Origin of the sequence: Sphaerisporangium krabiense (assembly GCF_014200435.1) — a bacterium.
Classification (GTDB): Bacteria; Actinomycetota; Actinomycetes; order Streptosporangiales; family Streptosporangiaceae; genus Sphaerisporangium; species Sphaerisporangium krabiense.
In genome coordinates this window covers 3,223,767-3,242,241 of the sequence record NZ_JACHBR010000001.1, presented here as the reverse complement: position 1 = coordinate 3,242,241, position 18,475 = coordinate 3,223,767, and the positions used below count along the sequence as shown (strand labels likewise).

General features: G+C 60.2%; 9 protein-coding genes. All 9 read left to right on the top strand.

Features of this window, described 5'->3' with window-relative positions; translation table 11 throughout:
* Positions 1-275 precede the first annotated feature (275 nt).
* The 9 genes from BJ981_RS14495 (at position 276) to dpdD (ending at position 18,261) form a co-directional block, all read left to right on the top strand.
* Entirely contained in the window at positions 276-494 is a 219-nt protein-coding gene (locus BJ981_RS14495; RefSeq protein WP_184611678.1) for a hypothetical protein, read from the top strand.
* A gap of 131 nt (positions 495-625) precedes the next feature.
* Complete coding sequence (dpdE, locus tag BJ981_RS14490) at positions 626-4,069, top strand: protein DpdE (RefSeq protein WP_307837850.1); 3,444 nt, start codon at positions 626-628, stop codon at positions 4,067-4,069.
* A complete protein-coding gene (gene dpdF, locus BJ981_RS14485; protein ID WP_307837849.1) occupies positions 4,066-6,654 on the top strand; it encodes a protein DpdF in 2,589 nt (862 codons plus the stop codon). Before dpdE ends, dpdF begins: the two co-directional genes overlap by 4 nt.
* Positions 6,655-7,551, top strand: a complete 897-nt coding sequence (gene dpdG / locus BJ981_RS14480; RefSeq protein ID WP_260324643.1) for a protein DpdG — start codon at positions 6,655-6,657, stop codon at positions 7,549-7,551. It begins immediately after the preceding gene.
* A complete protein-coding gene (gene dpdH, locus BJ981_RS14475; protein ID WP_307837848.1) occupies positions 7,481-10,591 on the top strand; it encodes a protein DpdH in 3,111 nt (1,036 codons plus the stop codon). The genes dpdG and dpdH overlap by 71 nt, the downstream gene beginning before the upstream one ends.
* A gap of 17 nt (positions 10,592-10,608) precedes the next feature.
* Positions 10,609-11,274, top strand: a complete 666-nt coding sequence (locus BJ981_RS14470; RefSeq protein ID WP_184611669.1) for a hypothetical protein — start codon at positions 10,609-10,611, stop codon at positions 11,272-11,274.
* Positions 11,271-15,764 (top strand): protein DpdJ, encoded by a 4,494-nt coding sequence (dpdJ, locus tag BJ981_RS14465; RefSeq protein ID WP_184611667.1) that lies wholly within the window; start codon positions 11,271-11,273, stop codon positions 15,762-15,764. Before BJ981_RS14470 ends, dpdJ begins: the two co-directional genes overlap by 4 nt.
* Positions 15,761-16,285, top strand: a complete 525-nt coding sequence (dpdK, locus tag BJ981_RS14460; RefSeq protein WP_184611665.1) for a phospholipase D-like domain-containing protein DpdK — start codon at positions 15,761-15,763, stop codon at positions 16,283-16,285. The genes dpdJ and dpdK overlap by 4 nt, the downstream gene beginning before the upstream one ends.
* On the top strand, positions 16,282-18,261 hold the full coding sequence (gene dpdD, locus BJ981_RS14455) for a protein DpdD (RefSeq protein WP_184611663.1): 1,980 nt from the start codon (positions 16,282-16,284) through the stop codon (positions 18,259-18,261). Before dpdK ends, dpdD begins: the two co-directional genes overlap by 4 nt.
* Positions 18,262-18,475 lie beyond the last annotated feature (214 nt).

The window sequence follows — 18,475 nt, the reverse complement described above, 5'->3', positions numbered from 1 at the left end:
GCACGCGGTCAACGTTGGGCAGAACGAACTCCTCAGCGACGCAGAGTGGCTCGAACGCTGGCTCACCGCCGAGCAGAAGTCGCTCATCTGGGTCGATAACACCGGCAAGGACGTATACAGAGGCTTCAGAGGTGGAGGCAGCCGTCCGGGGAGGCTAGCCTGCTCCCAGGTGCGGTCCTGGCCCCCGGCGGAAGCATGCAGACCGCCGCACCCGACTGGTACCGCATCGCAGCCAGCACTTCCTGAACTGCGACCGGCTCGAACTGTGGAGACCGGTGGTCGTCCGGAACGAGGGTGCCCGCCGTCCGGACGACGCGCGCCACCGCCACGCCTGCATCGTGGTCGCCCGCGCGGGGATTGCCGAGTCGCTCGACAACCATCCATCCACGGGACGCGTCCAGTTCAACATGCCCGTCAACTTCCCCGACGGCCGGCAAGCCAACTACGCCGTCCTCACCCACCTATCCAACCATCGCGTCCTCGCCTGTGCCTGATGAGCAACATCGGCGTTGTCAAGGTCGAGTTGTGCCAACTTGGCTGACCAGACCCCATTGTCACGAGCAGGAGATGCGACAGAGTCTGGAGATCAACAAGGAGTTTGCCGTTGGTAACGGCACGTAATACAATGCATACGGATTGTGATAGACGTCCGTCCTTGCGTGAAATCCTGGCTGGTTGCGGCATTTTGTCAGTCCAACCCGCTAACTTTGCACCAGTAGAGACACGGGACCGTTCCACCTCGATGGTCCTCTGCGCAAGCGAAGGGAGGCTCGCCCACTTGTCGAAACGATTTGTCGTCGGTCAACTGGTCGAGTACGCCGGTTCCCCCGGCGTCGGACGAGTTAGCCACGTCTCCAACTTGCAGGTGCAAATCGACTTCTTCGAATCTGTGGCCGAGCCCGTAGCTCACTCCGTGACTGTTCCGGAAACTGAATGCAAGCACGTGGCCCTTGCCCCCGAGACGCGGGTGTATCGGCGCAACCCGGACACCGGGGTGTGGATGGCTGGCAGGGTCAAGGACCAGACTGATCCCGGCGAGTACTTCGTTCGGTTTCCGAACGTCGACTTCGACTTCCCTGTCCGGGAGGACGAACTGCGGGTACGGTGGGACCGGCCCGTCGCAGACCCCGTCCAGGTCCTGACTTCGGCTGGCAACGAATCTGGCTACTTCCACAACGCTCGCTTGCCGTTCCTCCGGAACATCGTCGCCCAGCGCGCAGCCTCCGCCAGCACCTCGGCGCTGCTGTCTTCAGCCGTCGAGTTCTTCCCGCATCAGGTGCACGCGGCACTTACCGTGCTGTCCGACCCCGTGCAGCGCTACCTACTCGCCGACGAGGTCGGCTTAGGTAAGACGATCGAGGCTGGCTATGTGGTCCGCCAGACTTTGATCGATAATCCCCGTGCCAAAGTCAGCGTCATCGCTCCTGACGTCCTACGACGCCAGTGGCGACGGGAACTTGTCGACAAGTTCTTCATCGAGGACTTCCCCTGCGCGAAAATCCAGATCCTCTCTCACGAATCCCCTGAACGATGGTCCGATTGGGAGGGTAGCGACCTGGTCGTTGTGGACGAGGCGCACCGCCTTGTCCAGGTCACAACTGCGGAGGCCAGTCCCTATAGGCAACTCGCGCACATCGTCCACACCTCGACGCGTGTTCTCCTTATGACCGCGACTCCCGTCATGTCGAACCACCTGACCCAGTTTGCGCTGCTACATCTCCTCGACCCAAACCTCTACAAATGGTCCGATCTCGCTGCGTTCGAACACAAGTACCAACTGCGCTCCGAACTCGCGAACTACGTTCACGCCCTGGACAGCGAGTTCACCTACCTGCTTCCCGACGCAATCGCAGACATCGAAAAGCTCATCCCCGACTCCGACGAGCGATTCCGTGAACTGAGCCAAGAGGTCCTCACCCTGCTGGATGAGGAGGACGAACTCCGCGAAGGCGTCGACGAAGCCGACCTCAAGGCGCGAACCGAGGCGCTTCGGGCGCACATCAGCGAGGCTTACAGACTCCACCGCCGCGTTATCAGACACCGTAGGTTAAGCGTCACCGTCGATGATCCCGAAGCCATGTACCTCCCCTACGAGGTCCGGGGACGGCAATCCCCCGTCAGTTTGCCGACGACGAACAATGCGCTCGAGGCCGCCCAAACCATGCTCATGAACTGGCGATCCATGATCTGGGATTACCTTCTCGATCATGACCTAGAGGACCAGAAGGCGAAGTACGCAATGGTGCTCGCCGTCCTCTCTACCCGGGCGAGCGGTTGGACCAACGACCTGAGCGACGCGCTTGCCTGGCGTGTCAACCAAGACGAAGAAGCAGCCGTTCGGGCAGGGCTGAGTGCCCAAGAGCGCGCTCTACTGGCCGAGCCTGAAGTCCTCGAGGTGGAACGCCCCTTGCTTACCAATTGGCAGGCGGCGGGGCAGGAAACCGACCCGTCTCAGATTGTCAACGCACTCGTGACTGATCTGCTGCCGGCGCTGAAGAAGAGTCGCCGGACGGTGATCTTCTGCGGACCAGGGATGCTTGCAGGGGCGATCACAGACTGCATCAGCAGACGCTTCCCAAACATCGCCGCTCTTGAACACTCAGAGAGGGTGGGAACCGAGACGTCAGAGCGCTCGTTGGTGAAGTGGTCTGCCAAGGAGCGCCCCCAGACTCGCGTACTAATCGCAGACGACACCGCAGAGGAAGGGCTCAACCTCCAGGAGGCGGACGCGGTAATCCATCTACGGTTGCCCTGGTCGCCGAACCAACTCGAGCAGCGACTCGGCCGCGTGGACAGGTACCCCGGATCAGCCGACCAGCGGACCCCCGCTCCGCAGTACCGATTGGCCGATGAGGGCACCGGTGCCTCCTACCTCGAGGCATGGGCTGAACTGTTGGTGAATGGGTACGAGTTGTTCTCGGTGTCCGTCTCGACGCTTCAAGATGCCATCACTGAAGGACTGAACGACGTCTGGGCTTCAGGACTTGAGCATGGCCTCGAAGGCTTACCGGCCATGGCCTCACGGGTCAAGGCCAACCTCGCCGAGGCCCGACGAGAGATCGACAAGATGGACATACTCGAATCCATCCACGAGACCTCAATTGAGGGCCGTGACATCGCCACTTCCCTGTTGGAAATGGAAGCCGGTTGGCGCGACACCAGCCAGGCCCTATGCGGCTATGTCGACACCTCTGGCGGAATCGGACTCCGCTACGAGGAGAGGACCGTCGGCGGTTCCCTGAATATGATCTTTGACGTATCCGGCCCGACGCCGAAGGTTGAGCCACGTCTGTGGCGTGCCGTGCGCCCGTGGCTCACGCCCGAGGTTTCGCGAGGAACACTCAACCGCAACGTCGCCCTCAGGAACCCAGGCACACGACTCCTCCGCATCGGTAACCCTCTTGTCGATGTTCTGGCCGAGGCCGTGTACCGGGAGGACCGTGGCCAGGCAGCAGCGTTCCGGCGACTCGACAGGGGATACCGAGGGGACTCGCGTGCGTACTTCGGCTTCGACTACCTGGTCGAGGCAGATCTCACGGATGCTCTCAGCCTTGTGGGCGATCATTCCGACGCGATTCGCGCACTGCGGCGCCAGGCCGACAGACTTCTGGCTCCGTTCACGCTCAAGGTCTGGGTTGACGCGGGAACCGGTAAGCCAGTCACCGATGGGAGAGCCCGGGCGTGGCTGGACCAACCCTACGACAAGAAGACGGACCAGAACTTCAACGCGACACGCCTACCGGGTTTACTCGAGATCTTCAACGGATGGGAGGGTTACCAGGCCTCGGGGTCCTCCTCGGAGTCGGCCGCAAGAACCCATTTGATTGAAACGAAAGAGCTGTCCGAGCGGTGTGCGCGATCTCAAGATGAGGCAAGGCAGCGCGTCGCTGTCACCGTGGCGCAGGCGCACACGCGCCAACTAGCAGGGCACCTGGTGGGCGACGCCGAGAGTTTGCTCACGAACGTGACCGTAACACAGACGCTCATCGACAGCCTTACGCGCCCAACGGTCAGGGTTGTTGCAGCGACCTGCATCGTCCGATTCGGCCAGCAGATAGGCATGCGATGAACTCGAGTAGCTGGGTTCAGGCTAAACAAATGTATGCCGAATGGCCGAATGTCATGGTTCCTGACAGGGCCAGTGGAACTGTACGTCGACTTGCGGACGCACTAGTAGCCTTGCCCCTCGGAGTCGCAGGTAGTCGTGACGTGGCTGCCCTCACCCGTCAAATACTCCTGGAGTCCGTCGCGCGTGAGAATCGCTCGCCCCTCACCGTGCCGATTGATCCGCTTCTTCCGACCTTCGACCAGTGGTGGGAAAGCGCATGCCAGGCTGTGCAGACAGGCCCGAAGCAGCTGGTGGTGAGCGCGGCGCCTTGGCACCCGTCCACTCCTGACGGCCTGGCGAAAGAGGCGGCCGAAGCCGACCTTCGCGAAGTCTACCGAGGTCAGGATTCGCTGCAACGGCGTACTCTCGATGGTCTACCGGCTGACCCGTTCTGGGCCGCGTCCCTTGGATACGACACTTACTACTCAGTAGGCCAGCGTCAGGTCGCCCGCTCAATCGCAATGGCACCTTCGGGAAGCACAACAATCCTGTGCCTCCCGACAGGGCACGGTAAGACCCCTGTCGCACTTGCCCCAATCCTGCTCAACGCGGAGGGAGTTGGCGTATCAGTCGTCGTCGTGCCCACTGTCGTACTGGCACTAGACATGGAACGGCGGACGAAGCAACTCCTGGGTGAGAGTAGGCGTGCCGCACCGAGCGGGCGTTACGCCTACATAGGGGAACTCCCAGCTGATTTGAAGCGTGAACTTCGCGATGACATCCGCACTGGCCGGCAACCGGTCATCTATGCTGCTCCGGAGTCAGTTACCACCGGCCTCCAAAAGGCGTTGGACGAGGCCGCCGAAGCAGGGTTCTTGCGCTATTTCGTCATCGACGAGGCGCATCTCATCGAGCAATGGGGCAATGAATTCCGTCCGGACTTCCAGGCGATGGCAGGCCAGCGCCGTGCATGGATACGTCGCTCACCAAAGGGGCGGGAGCCGCGAACGATCGCGATGAGTGCCACCCTTACGGCACAGCAGGTCGACGCGATTAAGGATCTCTACGGTGAATCAGAGACAACCCAGGTCGTCTGGGCCTCCGAGTTGAGGAGTGAACCAAGTTACTACATCGAGTCCTTACCAGAGCACGAACGGACGGAGGTTGTGCTGGAAGCGGTGGCGAAGTTGCCGCGACCGCTGATCTTGTACGTGTCCACGGTCGAGGATGCCCACAACTGGGAGGGGCGGATTAAGAAGGAAGGGTTCCTCCGCACGACGTCCATCACGGGCGACTCCAGCGCCGACGAACGGCGTGAACGGATGGAGGGATGGAGCGGTGACGGAGCATCCGGTCCGCTCCCCACACGCTACGACGTGATCGTCGGTACGTCCGCCTTTGGCTTGGGGATCGACCTGGCAGATGTGAAGAGCGTGGTTCACGCCTGCCTGCCGGAGACCGTAGACCGGTATTACCAGGAGGTTGGCCGCGGAGGACGCGACGGTTCCCCGTCCATTGCCTACATGGCCAGGACTCGGCGAGACAGTGAAATCGCCAAGAGCCTAAACAATCCGGTCATCATTAAGGGCCAGGCATGGCCTAGGTGGATCAGCATGTTCAACAACAAGGTGGCCAAGACAGAGGACGGCTATCTGATCAACTTGGACACGCGACCGCCAAACATCTCCATCAGCACCGAGATGAACCGCACCTGGAACATCCGCACACTCAACCTTATGGTGCGGGCCAAACTGGTTGAGGTGAGGACTCCGGCGTTACCGGGCCGCAGTGCAGACGAACTGGAAGATGAGTGGGCGGAACGACTCACGGCCTACTACGAGACACTGCCCACCCGTGTAGAGATCGTGATCCTCGACGGCGCGACTAACAGCCGGAAATACTTCAATAAAGTGATCGAGGATGCGCGAAGTGGAATGCTTACGAGCCAGAGGAAAGCACTTGCGAAACTTGAGAATGCAGTCGCCGGCGACGTGTGCATGGCAGACGTGCTCGCCGAGTACTATACCCTGCCGACCAGCGACGGACTACTCCGCACTTCGCCGAACTGCAGAGGATGCAATCATTGCCGCCAGAAGAAGGCGCTTCCACCTCTAGGAGGTTTTTTTAGGACCGGGTGGCAACCACACCCGTCACTTGCTCAATGGCAGATTGACTCGAACCTTCCACTGCGGAACTATATGGCCGAGGGCGATAGGAACGTGAGCATCTGGTGGAAGGACGAAGGGGAAGCCAGAAGCCTTGTTTCCGATCTGCTCGAGGCGTTATGTCATCGAGGTATCACGGTGATCGGAGGTCCGGGTATCGATGACCGCATCTTTCGCAGGATTCAGAAGTCGGTCCGCCCTAGCGTTGTCATCGCAGATCGAGATAAGGACCTTCTCAATAGTTATCAAGGTCCTGTTGTCTGGGTATCCGGCTCCAGTCAATACAATATAGAAGATGACGTAAAGGATCGCTTCTGGAGTACCGACCTAACCTATTTAATCCATCATCAGGATGTGCAGCACCCCATGAAACCGGGACACCGTCTTGTTGACATTCATAGCAGCACCTTCTCCATTCAAAGCGCGCTGAGGGCTCTTTAGATGACTCTGATCAATGTCGACGCATCCCTTCCCGTACCCATGTGGGCTGTGGTACGACTTCTTGTTCACGAGAATCGGCCAATGACACTGGACCGAACACGCAAATTGCTTAGCCCATCGTCGCTTACTGGCGGTGATCATAAAATGTTCGATCAGGCTATTAGCACACTACTGGGCCTGGGTTTTATTCAGAAGTCCGAGGAAGAACGGATCTCGCTCGCAGGGCGGGCGGCGACCCTCGATGGTACCCACTGGGAAGATTTCTGTACCGTTTTGCGAAAAGCAGTATTCGAACCTGAGTTGAACCAAGTAATCATGAAGGGCGACAAGACTACCGGTGCGGCTGATCTCAATCGAGCGCTTTGTTGGTTCCTCAGCTTGGACCCGACAGCGGTCACAGTCGGGGCGAACAATTTCGAAGCCATGCAGGACGGCGCTTTGATAGCCGAGGCTCGCCCCGCCATCCCCAATCCCACACGCTGGAACAGGTTCACGTCCTGGGCCACCACCATCGGGCTGGCCGCGCCGGCACTGCCCACCATGGGAGACCCCAATCATTACGTACCTGACTGCACCGTGGCTATAAGGCAGACCGTGATGGAGATCTGGGAGCACAAAGCGAATGTCAACGCAGTGGAGTTCGTGCGCTCGCTGCGTGATCAACTGCCGGTCTTGCCGGGTGGCGCCTATTCGCGCTCTCTTGGAGTCGAAGATCCCGGTGACACGACTGCCGGTCCTGCGCTCTCGTTCGCTTTATTGCGTGGAGGCTATGAGGAATGGCTCGAGTTCGGTCGAGAGGCCGACGCCAAGCAGCTGTTGAGCATCTATGACCGGGAACGCCCAGCGACCCCGCACACGTTCAGTTCGGTCACTGTTTTCAAGGATTACAATGGCTGACCTTCGCAATTACCTCTGCTGGGTGCCCGAAACTGCATCTGCGACAATCAGCACAGAGGCAGTTAACCCGTCCGCTGGGGTTTTCCTCGCGACGCACGCCCCACTGAGGATCAGGCGTTCGCTTATCAATGGTCGTTCTCTGACGCCAACGAACGCGACCGCCGACGAGCGAATCGTTCTGCAAGACTTCCTGGAAGCCAAATCGAACACAGGCACTCTCTTGATGCCAGTGGTCGGTGACTCCGGATCCGGAAAATCTCACTTGGTCCGGTGGGTGCGGGAACATATTCCCCCCTCTGTGCGACGGCGAGTGATCTACCTCGAGAAGACGGAGACCAGTCTCAAATCCGTCGTGGAGAAACTTCTCGAGGGCGCCGAAGGAGATTCTCTAGATCAACTCCGCAAGGACGTCCGCTCTTTCAGCGAGGGGATGACCGAGGAGAGTTTGTCGCGCCGCCTTGTCAATGCGCTGAATGAGGCACTTGCGAAGACCGGGTCAGATGAGGTGCCATCCAAGCAGGCGCGCATCCTTTCCGGCCCGAAAGGGCTCGCGGCAATCCTCCAAGACCCTTACATTCAGCAATACCTCCTCGCCTCCGGAAAATACATACCGCAGTACGCGGCCCAACTTCTGAACAATCGAGATCTGGACAAGCCTGAGCGTCCCCCGGGCTTCTCGGTCGAAGACCTTCCACTGGATGTTCAGGAGGTGAAGCAGGCTTCGATTATTGCACAGCGACTCCTGGCGAAACTGCTATCCACGCCGAGCCTTCAGCAGGACGCCGTCAACATGTTAAATGAGCATATGGAACACGCCGTAAAAAGTGCTTCCAATATCGGGGTTGGTCGACTTGTCCAGGCGATGCTCGAGGTTCGAAAGACCTATGCAAAGCAGGGCAAGGAGATCATCCTCCTAGTGGAGGACTTCGCGCTTATTCAGGGTGTGCAGCGCGAACTCCTGGAAGCACTCACCGAAGCGGCAACCCGAGAGGGACGTCAACGTTACGCAAGTATGCGTACGTTGATGGCGGTGACCACCGGTTACTTCCGAGACCTTCCAGAAACCGTGATGAGTCGGGTAGCTGCCTCCACCACGGGTTACGTCTATGATCTCGATCGAGTTTTCGATAAGGCAAACACTGGGATAGAAGAGATCGCCTCGTTCGCAGGCCGATACCTCAACGCCGCACGTGTCGGCCGAGAAGCTCTCGAAAAAGCTGGCGGGCAGGACTTCTCCAACGCCTGCGAGAGTTGCTCCTTCAAGATCGAATGCCACGAGTCATTCGGCCAAACGAGCGAGGGATACGGTCTCTACCCGTTCAACCGCTCCTCGCTTCTCCGCATGGTTCATTCGATTGCTCCACCCGACCGGCCCTGGGCGTTCGTGCCCCGTAGCTTCCTTGGCAACGTCATTCGTCCGGTCCTGGTCGACTCGGCCAACGAAATTCGAGACGGCGCCTTCCCCACCGCACGCTTCCGCGAGCGGTTCCAAACGGCAGAGATCGACCCTGCTCTGCCGACAAGCGTCGACGAGTTTATCGGAAATCATAACAATGCCGACCCGGACAGGCACCGACTCATTCTCGAGTTCTGGGCGGATGCCCCAGCCAATCCCGGGCGTATCGAGGAGGGTATCCGGCAAGCGTTCGGCTTGCCTAACTTTGGGGACGATTCGCTCCCAACGAGTAGCGATGGTGATAATAATCGAGGCGCAGGGGCGGTCAACAAGACCGTCCCTCCACCTCTGAGCGACCCGGTCTCGACTTCGCTCAAGAGAAGACTGCAATCGCTCGAAGATTGGGCGTCGCGCGACAAACCACTTGATTCAAATCTCTCTCGGGAGTTGCGCACCCTGGTGGTGGATGCGGTCACCCGCCGTTACCTTTGGTCTTCCCCTCTCATGAAGGAATTAGGCAGGGGCGAGATCGATAAGGTTTGGCCTGCCAAGGCAACCACTGTCTCGATCAGGGGAGCAACGGAAAACATTGCTGGAGCTGAAAAGGCGCCAATCTCCTTCTCCAAGAATGCGGCTAACAGCCAGTTCTTTCAGTCGTTGCTGTTGTCGCAAGCGGGAGTCCCTGGCGCGCGTTCGGAGGCGACCTGGCGACTGGCGAGCATCGCCGAGCGCTACGCTGGAATCTTTTCCAAAGCGCTTGTAGAATCCCTCGAGAGTTCTGATGAGAGCCTCGTCATAGGTCTAAGGGTTTCGCTTATGGGCGCAGCGCTGGCCGGCCGAGTCTGGCCCGGGATGAGCGATACCGACCTCACGGATGCTGCTTTCGACGATGGCAGCACCTGGAACCGCAGGGACCTGGAGTCTCGGGTTCCGGCCTGGCGCCAACTACTTGAAAGGCACTTGCGTGAACGCCCAACGCTGGTGGCGGCTCTCCGATCACGCCTGGGGATCAGCCAAGGGGCGACAGGTTCCGTGCGCATGATCGATGCTGCCCGAGCGCTGCCACTCGTCCTGGAAGCTGCGCGGTCTTGGCGTTGGGATGCCTCGGGCGGAGTGCCCAAATGGGTCGGCAACACTACCGTCTCAGGACTCAACGGCCTCGGTAGTGTGGTCGGCGAGGAGACCAGCCGACTCAAAGAGACTGTCGCGGAGATCAGATCGCGCGCGCCGCGTGGCGCTGAAGGCAAGGCCACGGTGGACGCTGTCCGAGCCAGCCTCGAAGCCGCTGACACCGTCGGTCTGTCGCCGAACCTAGTGGAGCGGCAGAGGATTCTTCAACTGGCCGCAGCCGCCGAGAGCGCGGACTGGCGTACGGTAGCCGTTGCTGAACGGGATCTCGAAGCCATCGCCTCTACATCGGCAGAGGGCCGGTTCGAGAAGGAGTTCGTAGCGGCCGCTCGTGACCATGGCACGAGTCTCCAAGCGATCCGCCATTTCCTGATGGCCTCGGATACCTGGCTGACACGAGCACTCGCAGATGCCAGTGAGCGGACGGACGCCATGGGTGACTCGGTCACAGAGGAAGTGCAGAGGCTTCTCCAGGAGTGGGTGGATCTGATCGGGACGGACGGCACCAAGGAATGACACCGCCAATCTCCGTCTTGGACAAGGCGAGCATCTTGCGTGGTGAGGTCCGGCGCCTTGAACTGGGCCAGCAAGGTGAGCAGCAAGCACAGCGAGTGCGCCAGCGCCTCCAGGCTGTCAGGACTGCCTTAGGACAGTTGGGTAACCAACTTCGTGTGGCCCGGGCAGTGATAAAAGAGACCGACCGAGAGATCGATCTCTCCAGCGCCCCTGCCGGACTCAACGACCTCGCCCGGAGGGCCGAGGGTGGTGCGCTCCCGTCCGATTCAGCGTTCAACGCGGCGAAGCAGAAGATTGACAAGGCCGCAGCGAGCATCAGGGAGGCCACGCACGAGGCCTGGCATACATGGGCGACCGAACAACTCGATGCTCTGCCTACTAACAGACTGCCCATGTTAAAGCAGGCTGAGCTGGCACAGGCCAGAGAGCGCTTGACCGAATTGCGGAAGATTGCTTCTAGCGCCACCCTCACGGCATCCGACGTCGGGATCTTCACGAACAAGTTCCAGCAACTTTCTGACGATCTTCATCAAGCGCCCGACGTACCAGCCGAGTTGTTGTCGGTCCTGGATCGGCTGACCGGCCGGACTCTGACGCTTAAGGATCTCGCGGACGAGGAGATCCACCTCCTGCGAAGGTTCTCGATCGATCACGAAATCGAACTTCGGAGGAGGACCTCGTGAAGGATGCCCTGAGCCGAGAGTTCGCGGGGCAACTGCTCAACGCCCTGGAAGATCGAGAACTCCCTCTCCTGGCCTGGGGGATCACCGATCGGGCGCTTTCCGAAGAAGAGGTGAGGGACGTCATCTTCACGGTCCTCGGCGAGCAGCAACCACCTTTGGAAATGAACGTCGACGACGTTCTCGACGAACTCGTCGACCACGCCCTGCTCTTCAAGCTCCCCGCAACCTCGCCCCCGCGCTATCGCAGTCGTTTCGCCGAGGCGCTCCGACTCACGGCCAACCTGCGCCAACTGTTCGACTGGCGTCAGCGCGATGGATCATTCCCGCACAACTGGTGGAGTCGCGGGCGCCCCCTCGTCGCCGATTACCGCATCCATACCGCCAAACGTCGATACCCGAGACGCGACATCCCGGTAAGCCAGGCGGTTGAACGCTTTCGTTCGGTCGCCAACTGGGGTGCGCTGCAGGACGCGATCGCGATTGCGCAAATAGGGAACCGGCAACTGAGCCGCTTCCAGGTCGCGGCGACATCCGCCATCTACTCCTCCCTCAGCCACGACCGGTCCTCGGGCATCATCGTTGGCGCGGGAACCAGTAGTGGTAAAACTTTGTCCTTCTACCTCCCTGCGTTTGCCGCGATGGCTGAGGCGGCGCGACCGAATAGGCGGAGTCTCCATACTCTAGCTCTCTACCCGCGAAAGGAACTGCTCCGGGACCAACTCCGTACGGCGATTGCCACCGCTGCGGACCTAACACCGAGGCTTGCCCGGATGAAACGCCGCCCCCTGAGGGTCGGTGCCCTGTACGCGGACACCCCCAGTAAAGCGGACGCCCTCGACATGCCCAACAACATGGCACGGAGGGCTTGGAAGCAGCGTGACGCTGGCTTGGTCTGCCCGTACTTGAGTTGCCCAAAGTGCCCGAAAGGTGAGCTCCTGTGGACCCATGCCGACCGGAAGGCCGGCCGCGAACTCCTCAAGTGTGTGAAGTGCGCATATGTGATTCCAGACGGAGCACTCGCGCTCACCCGTAAGTCGCTGCGTGAGCAACCCCCGGACTTGCTGTTCACGACCACAGAACAGTTGAATCGCAATAGTTCAAACGCCGGCCTTGGCAAGCTCCTAGGTTGGACAGGACATGACGTTCCACGACTCGTCCTTCTCGATGAGGTCCACACCTATTCTGGAACTCAAGGCGCCCAGGTCGCCCTGCTGCTGCGGCGATGGCGGCACGCCATCAGGCGTCCCGTCACGTTCGTTGGTTTGAGCGCGACCCTGAAGGACGCCGGTCGGTTCTTTGCGGAACTGACCGGCCTCCATGACCACACGGTCGAATACGTCAAACCCGCCGACGACGAGTTGGAAGAGGAGGGCAGGGAATACTCAATCGCGCTGCGGAGCGACCCCACCTCAGGAGCAAGCCATCTTTCAACCTCGATTCAGACCGCCATGCTACTCGGTCGAATACTCGATATGGAAGGACAGTCGCTCCTCTACGGCTCTACGGGCTTCCTTTTCACAGACGACCTGGACGTGACGAACCGGTTCTACAACAACCTCCGTGATGCAGAGGGCGGACAGACCAGGTCAGGGTTCCGCAAGCGTAGGAAACCCGTTCTCGCCGGGCTCAGAGCACCCAATATTCCGCAGTGGAGCGAGCGCCTCCGCGACGGCCAATCGTGGGACCTGATCGAGAAGATCGGCCACACGCTTGATGCAGAGTTGAATATGGGCGACCTCAGGATCGGGCGTACCTCGAGCCAGGACGCCGGCATGGATCTCAACGCCAACCTGACGGTCGCCACGGCATCGCTTGAGGTGGGTTTCGACGATCCGCGAGTCGGTCTTGTACTTCAGCACAAGGCGCCTTACGACGCAGCGGCGTTCATCCAGAGGCGAGGCCGCGCGGGCAGAACTCGGGGGACGCGGCCGATCACCATCGTCACGCTATCCGACTACGGACGGGACCGCCTGAGCTACCAGGGGTACGAGACGCTCTTCGCTCCCGAACTGAGCGCGCGCCGCCTTCCGATCCATAATCGCTACGTCCTCAAGATTCAAGCTACGCAGTCGCTGCTCGACTGGCTTGCCTTCACTCTGCGGAAGCAGAGTTCTTGGGACGACCCTAGGTATCTGCTCACTGCGCCGATACAGCAAGGCGATGGTCGCAACCCCGTCGCCGCCGAGCAATTAGCCGGATTGCTCGAGAATCTCCTCAACGTGCAAGAGCTACAAGACAATCTGGCCAAGCACCTTGCGGCCGCGTTGAACATCACGGGTGAGGAGGCGCAGGCTCTGCTCTGGGAGGAACCGCGCTCGCTGCTTCTCTCAGTTGTCCCTACCTCTCTTCGGCGGCTCAAGACCGGGTGGCATGGCCTTCGTCGTGATCCAGGAACAGCGCCACACTCCATGCTGCCGGAGTTTGTTACTCGCTCCCTGTTCGACCCTCTCAACGCTCCTGAGGTCGAGTTCGATCTGCCCTTCGACACCGGATCAGCGGAGGAACGTCTGCCGATCGCGAAGGCGCTCAGGGAAGCGGTCCCCGGGAGAGTCAGTCGACGCTACGGAGTTCAACGGGACGAGCACCGTACATGGATTCCCGTGCCAGAGAGCGGCAACGCCCTCGAACTGACCGAAGCCCTGGTACCTGCCTGCGTCAACGAGGGCATTTGGCACCCTCAGGACCACGTCTTCCCCAACGGCATCGCGGTGGTCCGCCCGTACCAGTTGAAGCTAAGTGAACCACTGAGCGAGATCGCTGACCGTTCGCAGGGCGTCCCGCAGTGGGCGACCGAGGTGAGGGTGCCGGAAGGCAGGGACCCATACCCAGGCGACGTGCCCCTCGCAACGGCGTGGCGGAATCGCATCAGAAGTATCGGGTTCAGTACCCATGCCGCCGGAAACCCGGTTGAGATCCGACGTATGACTTATGGCGCGAAGTGCGATATCGCCGTCGAGCGCCATGCTGGGACGGATCGGCGGACGGTGCGGTACACCCTCGACGGAAAGCCTGCGGCGTTGGGCTTCCAACTCGAGGTTGACGCTGTCCGTATCGAACTCGAACCGATCGATTTGCACACGGACACCATCAGGAAGTACTTGACATCGCCGACATGGCGATCCCAAGCCTTCTTCCGGGCCGTCACCGAGGATCAAGAATTGGCCACGGTCACCAACTCCTTCAAGCGGGCATGGCTCTACCTCATTTACATCACGGCCTTCTCCCTCGCAGGCCTCGACGGAACCAGGACTCCGAAAGAGGTACGTGCCGCGCTCGCAGATGGAAGCTGGCGAAACGACTTATCAAAGATCTTCGGCGTTCTCTACCGCGAGGATGAACTTGAGAGTCCGGCCGAAGTCAGCAGCAAACTCGTCGCCGAACTTATCCAGCTGAGCCATGACCCAACGGTCATCGCAACACTGGAGCGCAGTTCTCATCTCCTCACAGAAGATGCCGTGGCTACGATGACCGCGGATCTCGCACGCCGCTCCTATCGGGACACTCTGGCGGCGGCGATCCTCGCCGCAACCCTGCGCGCGTGTCCCGATGCTCAGGAACAGGATCTGATCATTGACGTCCTGCCCGGGACCGGGATGGATTCGGACGTCGTCTGGATCACGGAAACGGCGATCGGTGGCTTGGGAATCATCGAGAAGTTGGTGACCGAGTACGCCGCGGCCCCGGAAGCCTTCTGGTCGCTGGTCCTCGATGCTATGAGGCCGAACGCATACGAGTACACCGACGGCACGGTCACCAGGTTGTTGAGGAACATTGTGGAGGAGGCTCCGCAAGGACCGGCGGCTACCGCGATAGCTGAACTGCGGTCAGCGGGTTCGGCTGATCAGGCGGCAGGCGCCCTACGCAAACTGCGTGATGCGTGGACAGATCTTGATGGCACTCCACGCCACAGCGCTGTCGCCACACTGTCCACCCGATTGCTCCGACCGGGCAGCAACCCGGGAACAGACAGGACCACGTTGCGTCTCCTCGATGGGTGGAGCCACCTGGAATCACGTTTGGGGATCGAGGTCGACGCGCGAGTGATCGCCTATGCGGTCGGCGCCGGCAGGATGAACGTGGGACGGTCCGGGCTCAGCGCGGATCAGATCTTCGGCATGCTCTGGCCACGGGGATTCGACGCGCGATCCCAGCATCTGAGGCACTACCAGCCCTACGTAGACTACGAACATCCGCCTGTTCTCGATCGTCTCCTCCTGGAGAAGATCGTCGACGAGCACCTTCCGCGAATCGACCTTACACATCCTGACTGGGAACGGGCGTATCAAAGCTCGCTCGGAAGCGATCCCCTTGGCGCTGTCGAACTCACCTGCCCGGCGAGCGATTCCCGCCGTCTCGGCGAGGTGTTGCGTCGAGTACCGGCACTGCCCGTGGACCGCGACGTCCTCCGCACGTACGGCGAGGTGACCGGTGTGCGGCGTGCAGCCGGCCTCTTCGTCGTCAGGATCGAACTGCAGGAGGTCGCTAGGTGACGCCGTTGGAGCGCACGGTTCGTACCGGCAAGAACCTCGGCCTCCGAGCCGAGAACATCGTTGGTACCGCCCTGATCGGCGAACTCCTCGACCCGGGCAAGACTCTCTGGGTCGTGTCCGGGTGGATCTCGGACGTCAAGGTAATCGACAACAGCCAGGGCGCCTTCGACTCGATCCTCGGCGATGATCCGCCGAATGTCTGCAGGCTCTCACACATGCTCGCACTCGTAGCCGCCACGGGTACGAAGGTCTGTGTCGCTACGAGGCCTAACCCGCACAACACGACATTTCTCGACCACATCAGCGAAGCGATCAGGAACGAGAACCGACTCCGGATCATTCGTGACCCCAACATGCACGAGAAGACACTGTGCGGGAACGGCTGGATCATGACGGGCTCGATGAATTTTACGAAGTCGGGCATGGGGAACAACGAAGAATCTGTTACCTACCGCACCGGCGATCCAAGCGTAGCCCAAGCACACATCGACTTTCGTGCGCGCTGGAAGGAGACGGAGTGAACACGGACGCGTCTGAGACCAGCGGTTCCTTCATCCAGAACTTCCTTACGAGGTTCATGGGGATGGGCAACGATGTCGGCAACCCCAAACTGTCCACACATGTTGCCCCATTTCTCCACTATGCCTTCACGAGGAGCGACCTCCCTGTCGTGCTCCCTCGATATCAGGCACTCATCGACGAATTTGCGATGTACGTCATCGCGAGGGAGCGATCCGAGGTCGGGGCAACGCGAGGCTTAATTGTTTCCTTCGCAGGACCGTCCTATTGTGTGTCCGGCGACCTAGCGCCGGCACTCCTCAATCGAAACGACCCGGTTGATAAGGCGGTCATCGACTTCTTCTCGGAGGACACAACCTTCATTCTCCGTGCAGGTAAGAACCGGGAGAAGAGGAGGAGACTTCGCGAATCCCTTGGACTGATGCAGGCGACCATGAGTGCACGGCCGCGCAGATCGTGGAGCGTGGCCAAGCCCTTGGGTCGCCTCATCGCCCAGTTCGACGCGGAACTCGCGGCCGGTGGTGAGGCCAGCTCATTGCATGTCCTGCAAGAGATTCAGGCGCGTGGCGGTATGACGCCCACCAACCTCGCGCATCTACAGATCAAACGTCTCGACCGACTCGGACTCAGTGCACAGCTACTCGAGATGGAGGATCTCCCGAACGTACTCCACCAGAATCCGCCCATCCCGGTGGGTGAAGCCGTGCTCAACGCCGTACGGTCGGCGGTACTCGAAGAGTCGCTGAGCGTGGGCGACCTTGAGGCTGCCTACGAGCGGCTTCGAACGCTCGATCTTCCGCTGCCGGTGAAAGTGGATGCTCATCGCCTTGGTCCGCAGGCGCTCACTGTCCTGCTCACCGCGGCGCTTGGACGAGGCGACGACGACTACCTCGGAGTCTTGCTCCACAAGCTTGATGAGCAGAGACAGGCAGAGTTGATCCCGGCAACTCTGTTGGATGCTGCACGGAAGCGTGCTCCGAGCGCAGCAGAAGCAACGGATGAACCCCACCCGGCAGAGTCGTCGGCGGTCGAGGCATCCCTCCGGGGATCGATCAACTCGTGGATGGGTCTGTTCATGGCTGTGGCGAAGGAGGGCACCGATCCAAGCGCAGTGCTCACCGATTCGATCTGGCGTGAGTGGCCACCCCCGGCGGACTCGGATAACGAGGTTGCCGAACTTCTGACTGACCTGACGGATCAAGAATGGGATCGCTGCTGGAGACTGACAGGACCCTTTATCGAAGCAGATGAGTACACACACGTCGCGCCGCGATCCACAAGAGAGTTCATAAACTATGCTCTCAGCGGAAATCGCTTGGCCGTCGGCGATCTCAATGCAGTTTACGCGCTGACAGAAAGCTATCTTCGCTCCTCCCCTTCAGCGAACGAATACCGTCAGTTACTAGACGAACTAAGGGATACTTCCCCTCAGTGGGTATCGATCGACAACTCGCGAATCGTACTGGATTTCGTAGATCGACTTATTCTGGTACCATGCCCCGATGAGAGCGCTAGGTTAAATCTTGCGATCGCCCTGCTCGAACCCCTTTCAAGGCGATCAACTCGACTCGACCCCGCAACACTAGCGTTTTCCAAACAGCTCGCTAAGGAACTTGGCGTTCCACTGCAATGGGCACCCACCGAAAGCACTTCACCTTCGACGGCAGAGGTGCAGATCAACGGTAAGGGTGAGGTAATCCTGCTCTACTCCCTCGACAATCAGGTCCTGATGCGCGTCGCCGAGACCCTCGAAAAGCTAGCTCCGGGCATCAAGGTTTTGATGAGCAGCGACAAGATCTCCACGACCTCCTTAAAACAGAAGGCCCAGCACGCCACCAGAGTGGTCCTCGCCACCAGGTGTGCTACACACGCAGCAACCGGCGCAATAACCGCCAGGACCAGAGCCAAGATTGCCTTCGCCGACGGCAGCGGTTCTGCATCACTCCTGCGCGCAGCAGTCAACGTCTTGGCTGACTAGCTAGTAGCGGGACGAGATGGGGCGCCTACACCGGTAGGTACAGAGGAAACGATTGTGAGCGCCTGCTGACGAGTCTGCGATCAGGCGACTGGTGCGTTTGCTGGCGTCTCGTCCCCGTGTTGACTGAGGGCAGGACGATCTCCGGCCCTCTTATACCCCTGGTCGGCGAACTGGAGGAGCGCCCACGCCGACAAAAAGGACCTGCATTCGTCTC

Excerpts from the sequence above, each read along its gene's own strand:
- dpdG (WP_260324643.1), top strand. The coding sequence starts at position 6,655 with ATGACTCTGATCAATGTCGACGCATCCCTTCCCGTACCCATGTGGGCT.
- dpdE (WP_307837850.1), top strand. The coding sequence starts at position 626 with ATGCATACGGATTGTGATAGACGTCCGTCCTTGCGTGAAATCCTGGCT.
- dpdF (WP_307837849.1), top strand. The coding sequence starts at position 4,066 with ATGAACTCGAGTAGCTGGGTTCAGGCTAAACAAATGTATGCCGAATGG.
- dpdH (WP_307837848.1), top strand. The coding sequence starts at position 7,481 with ATGACCGGGAACGCCCAGCGACCCCGCACACGTTCAGTTCGGTCACTG.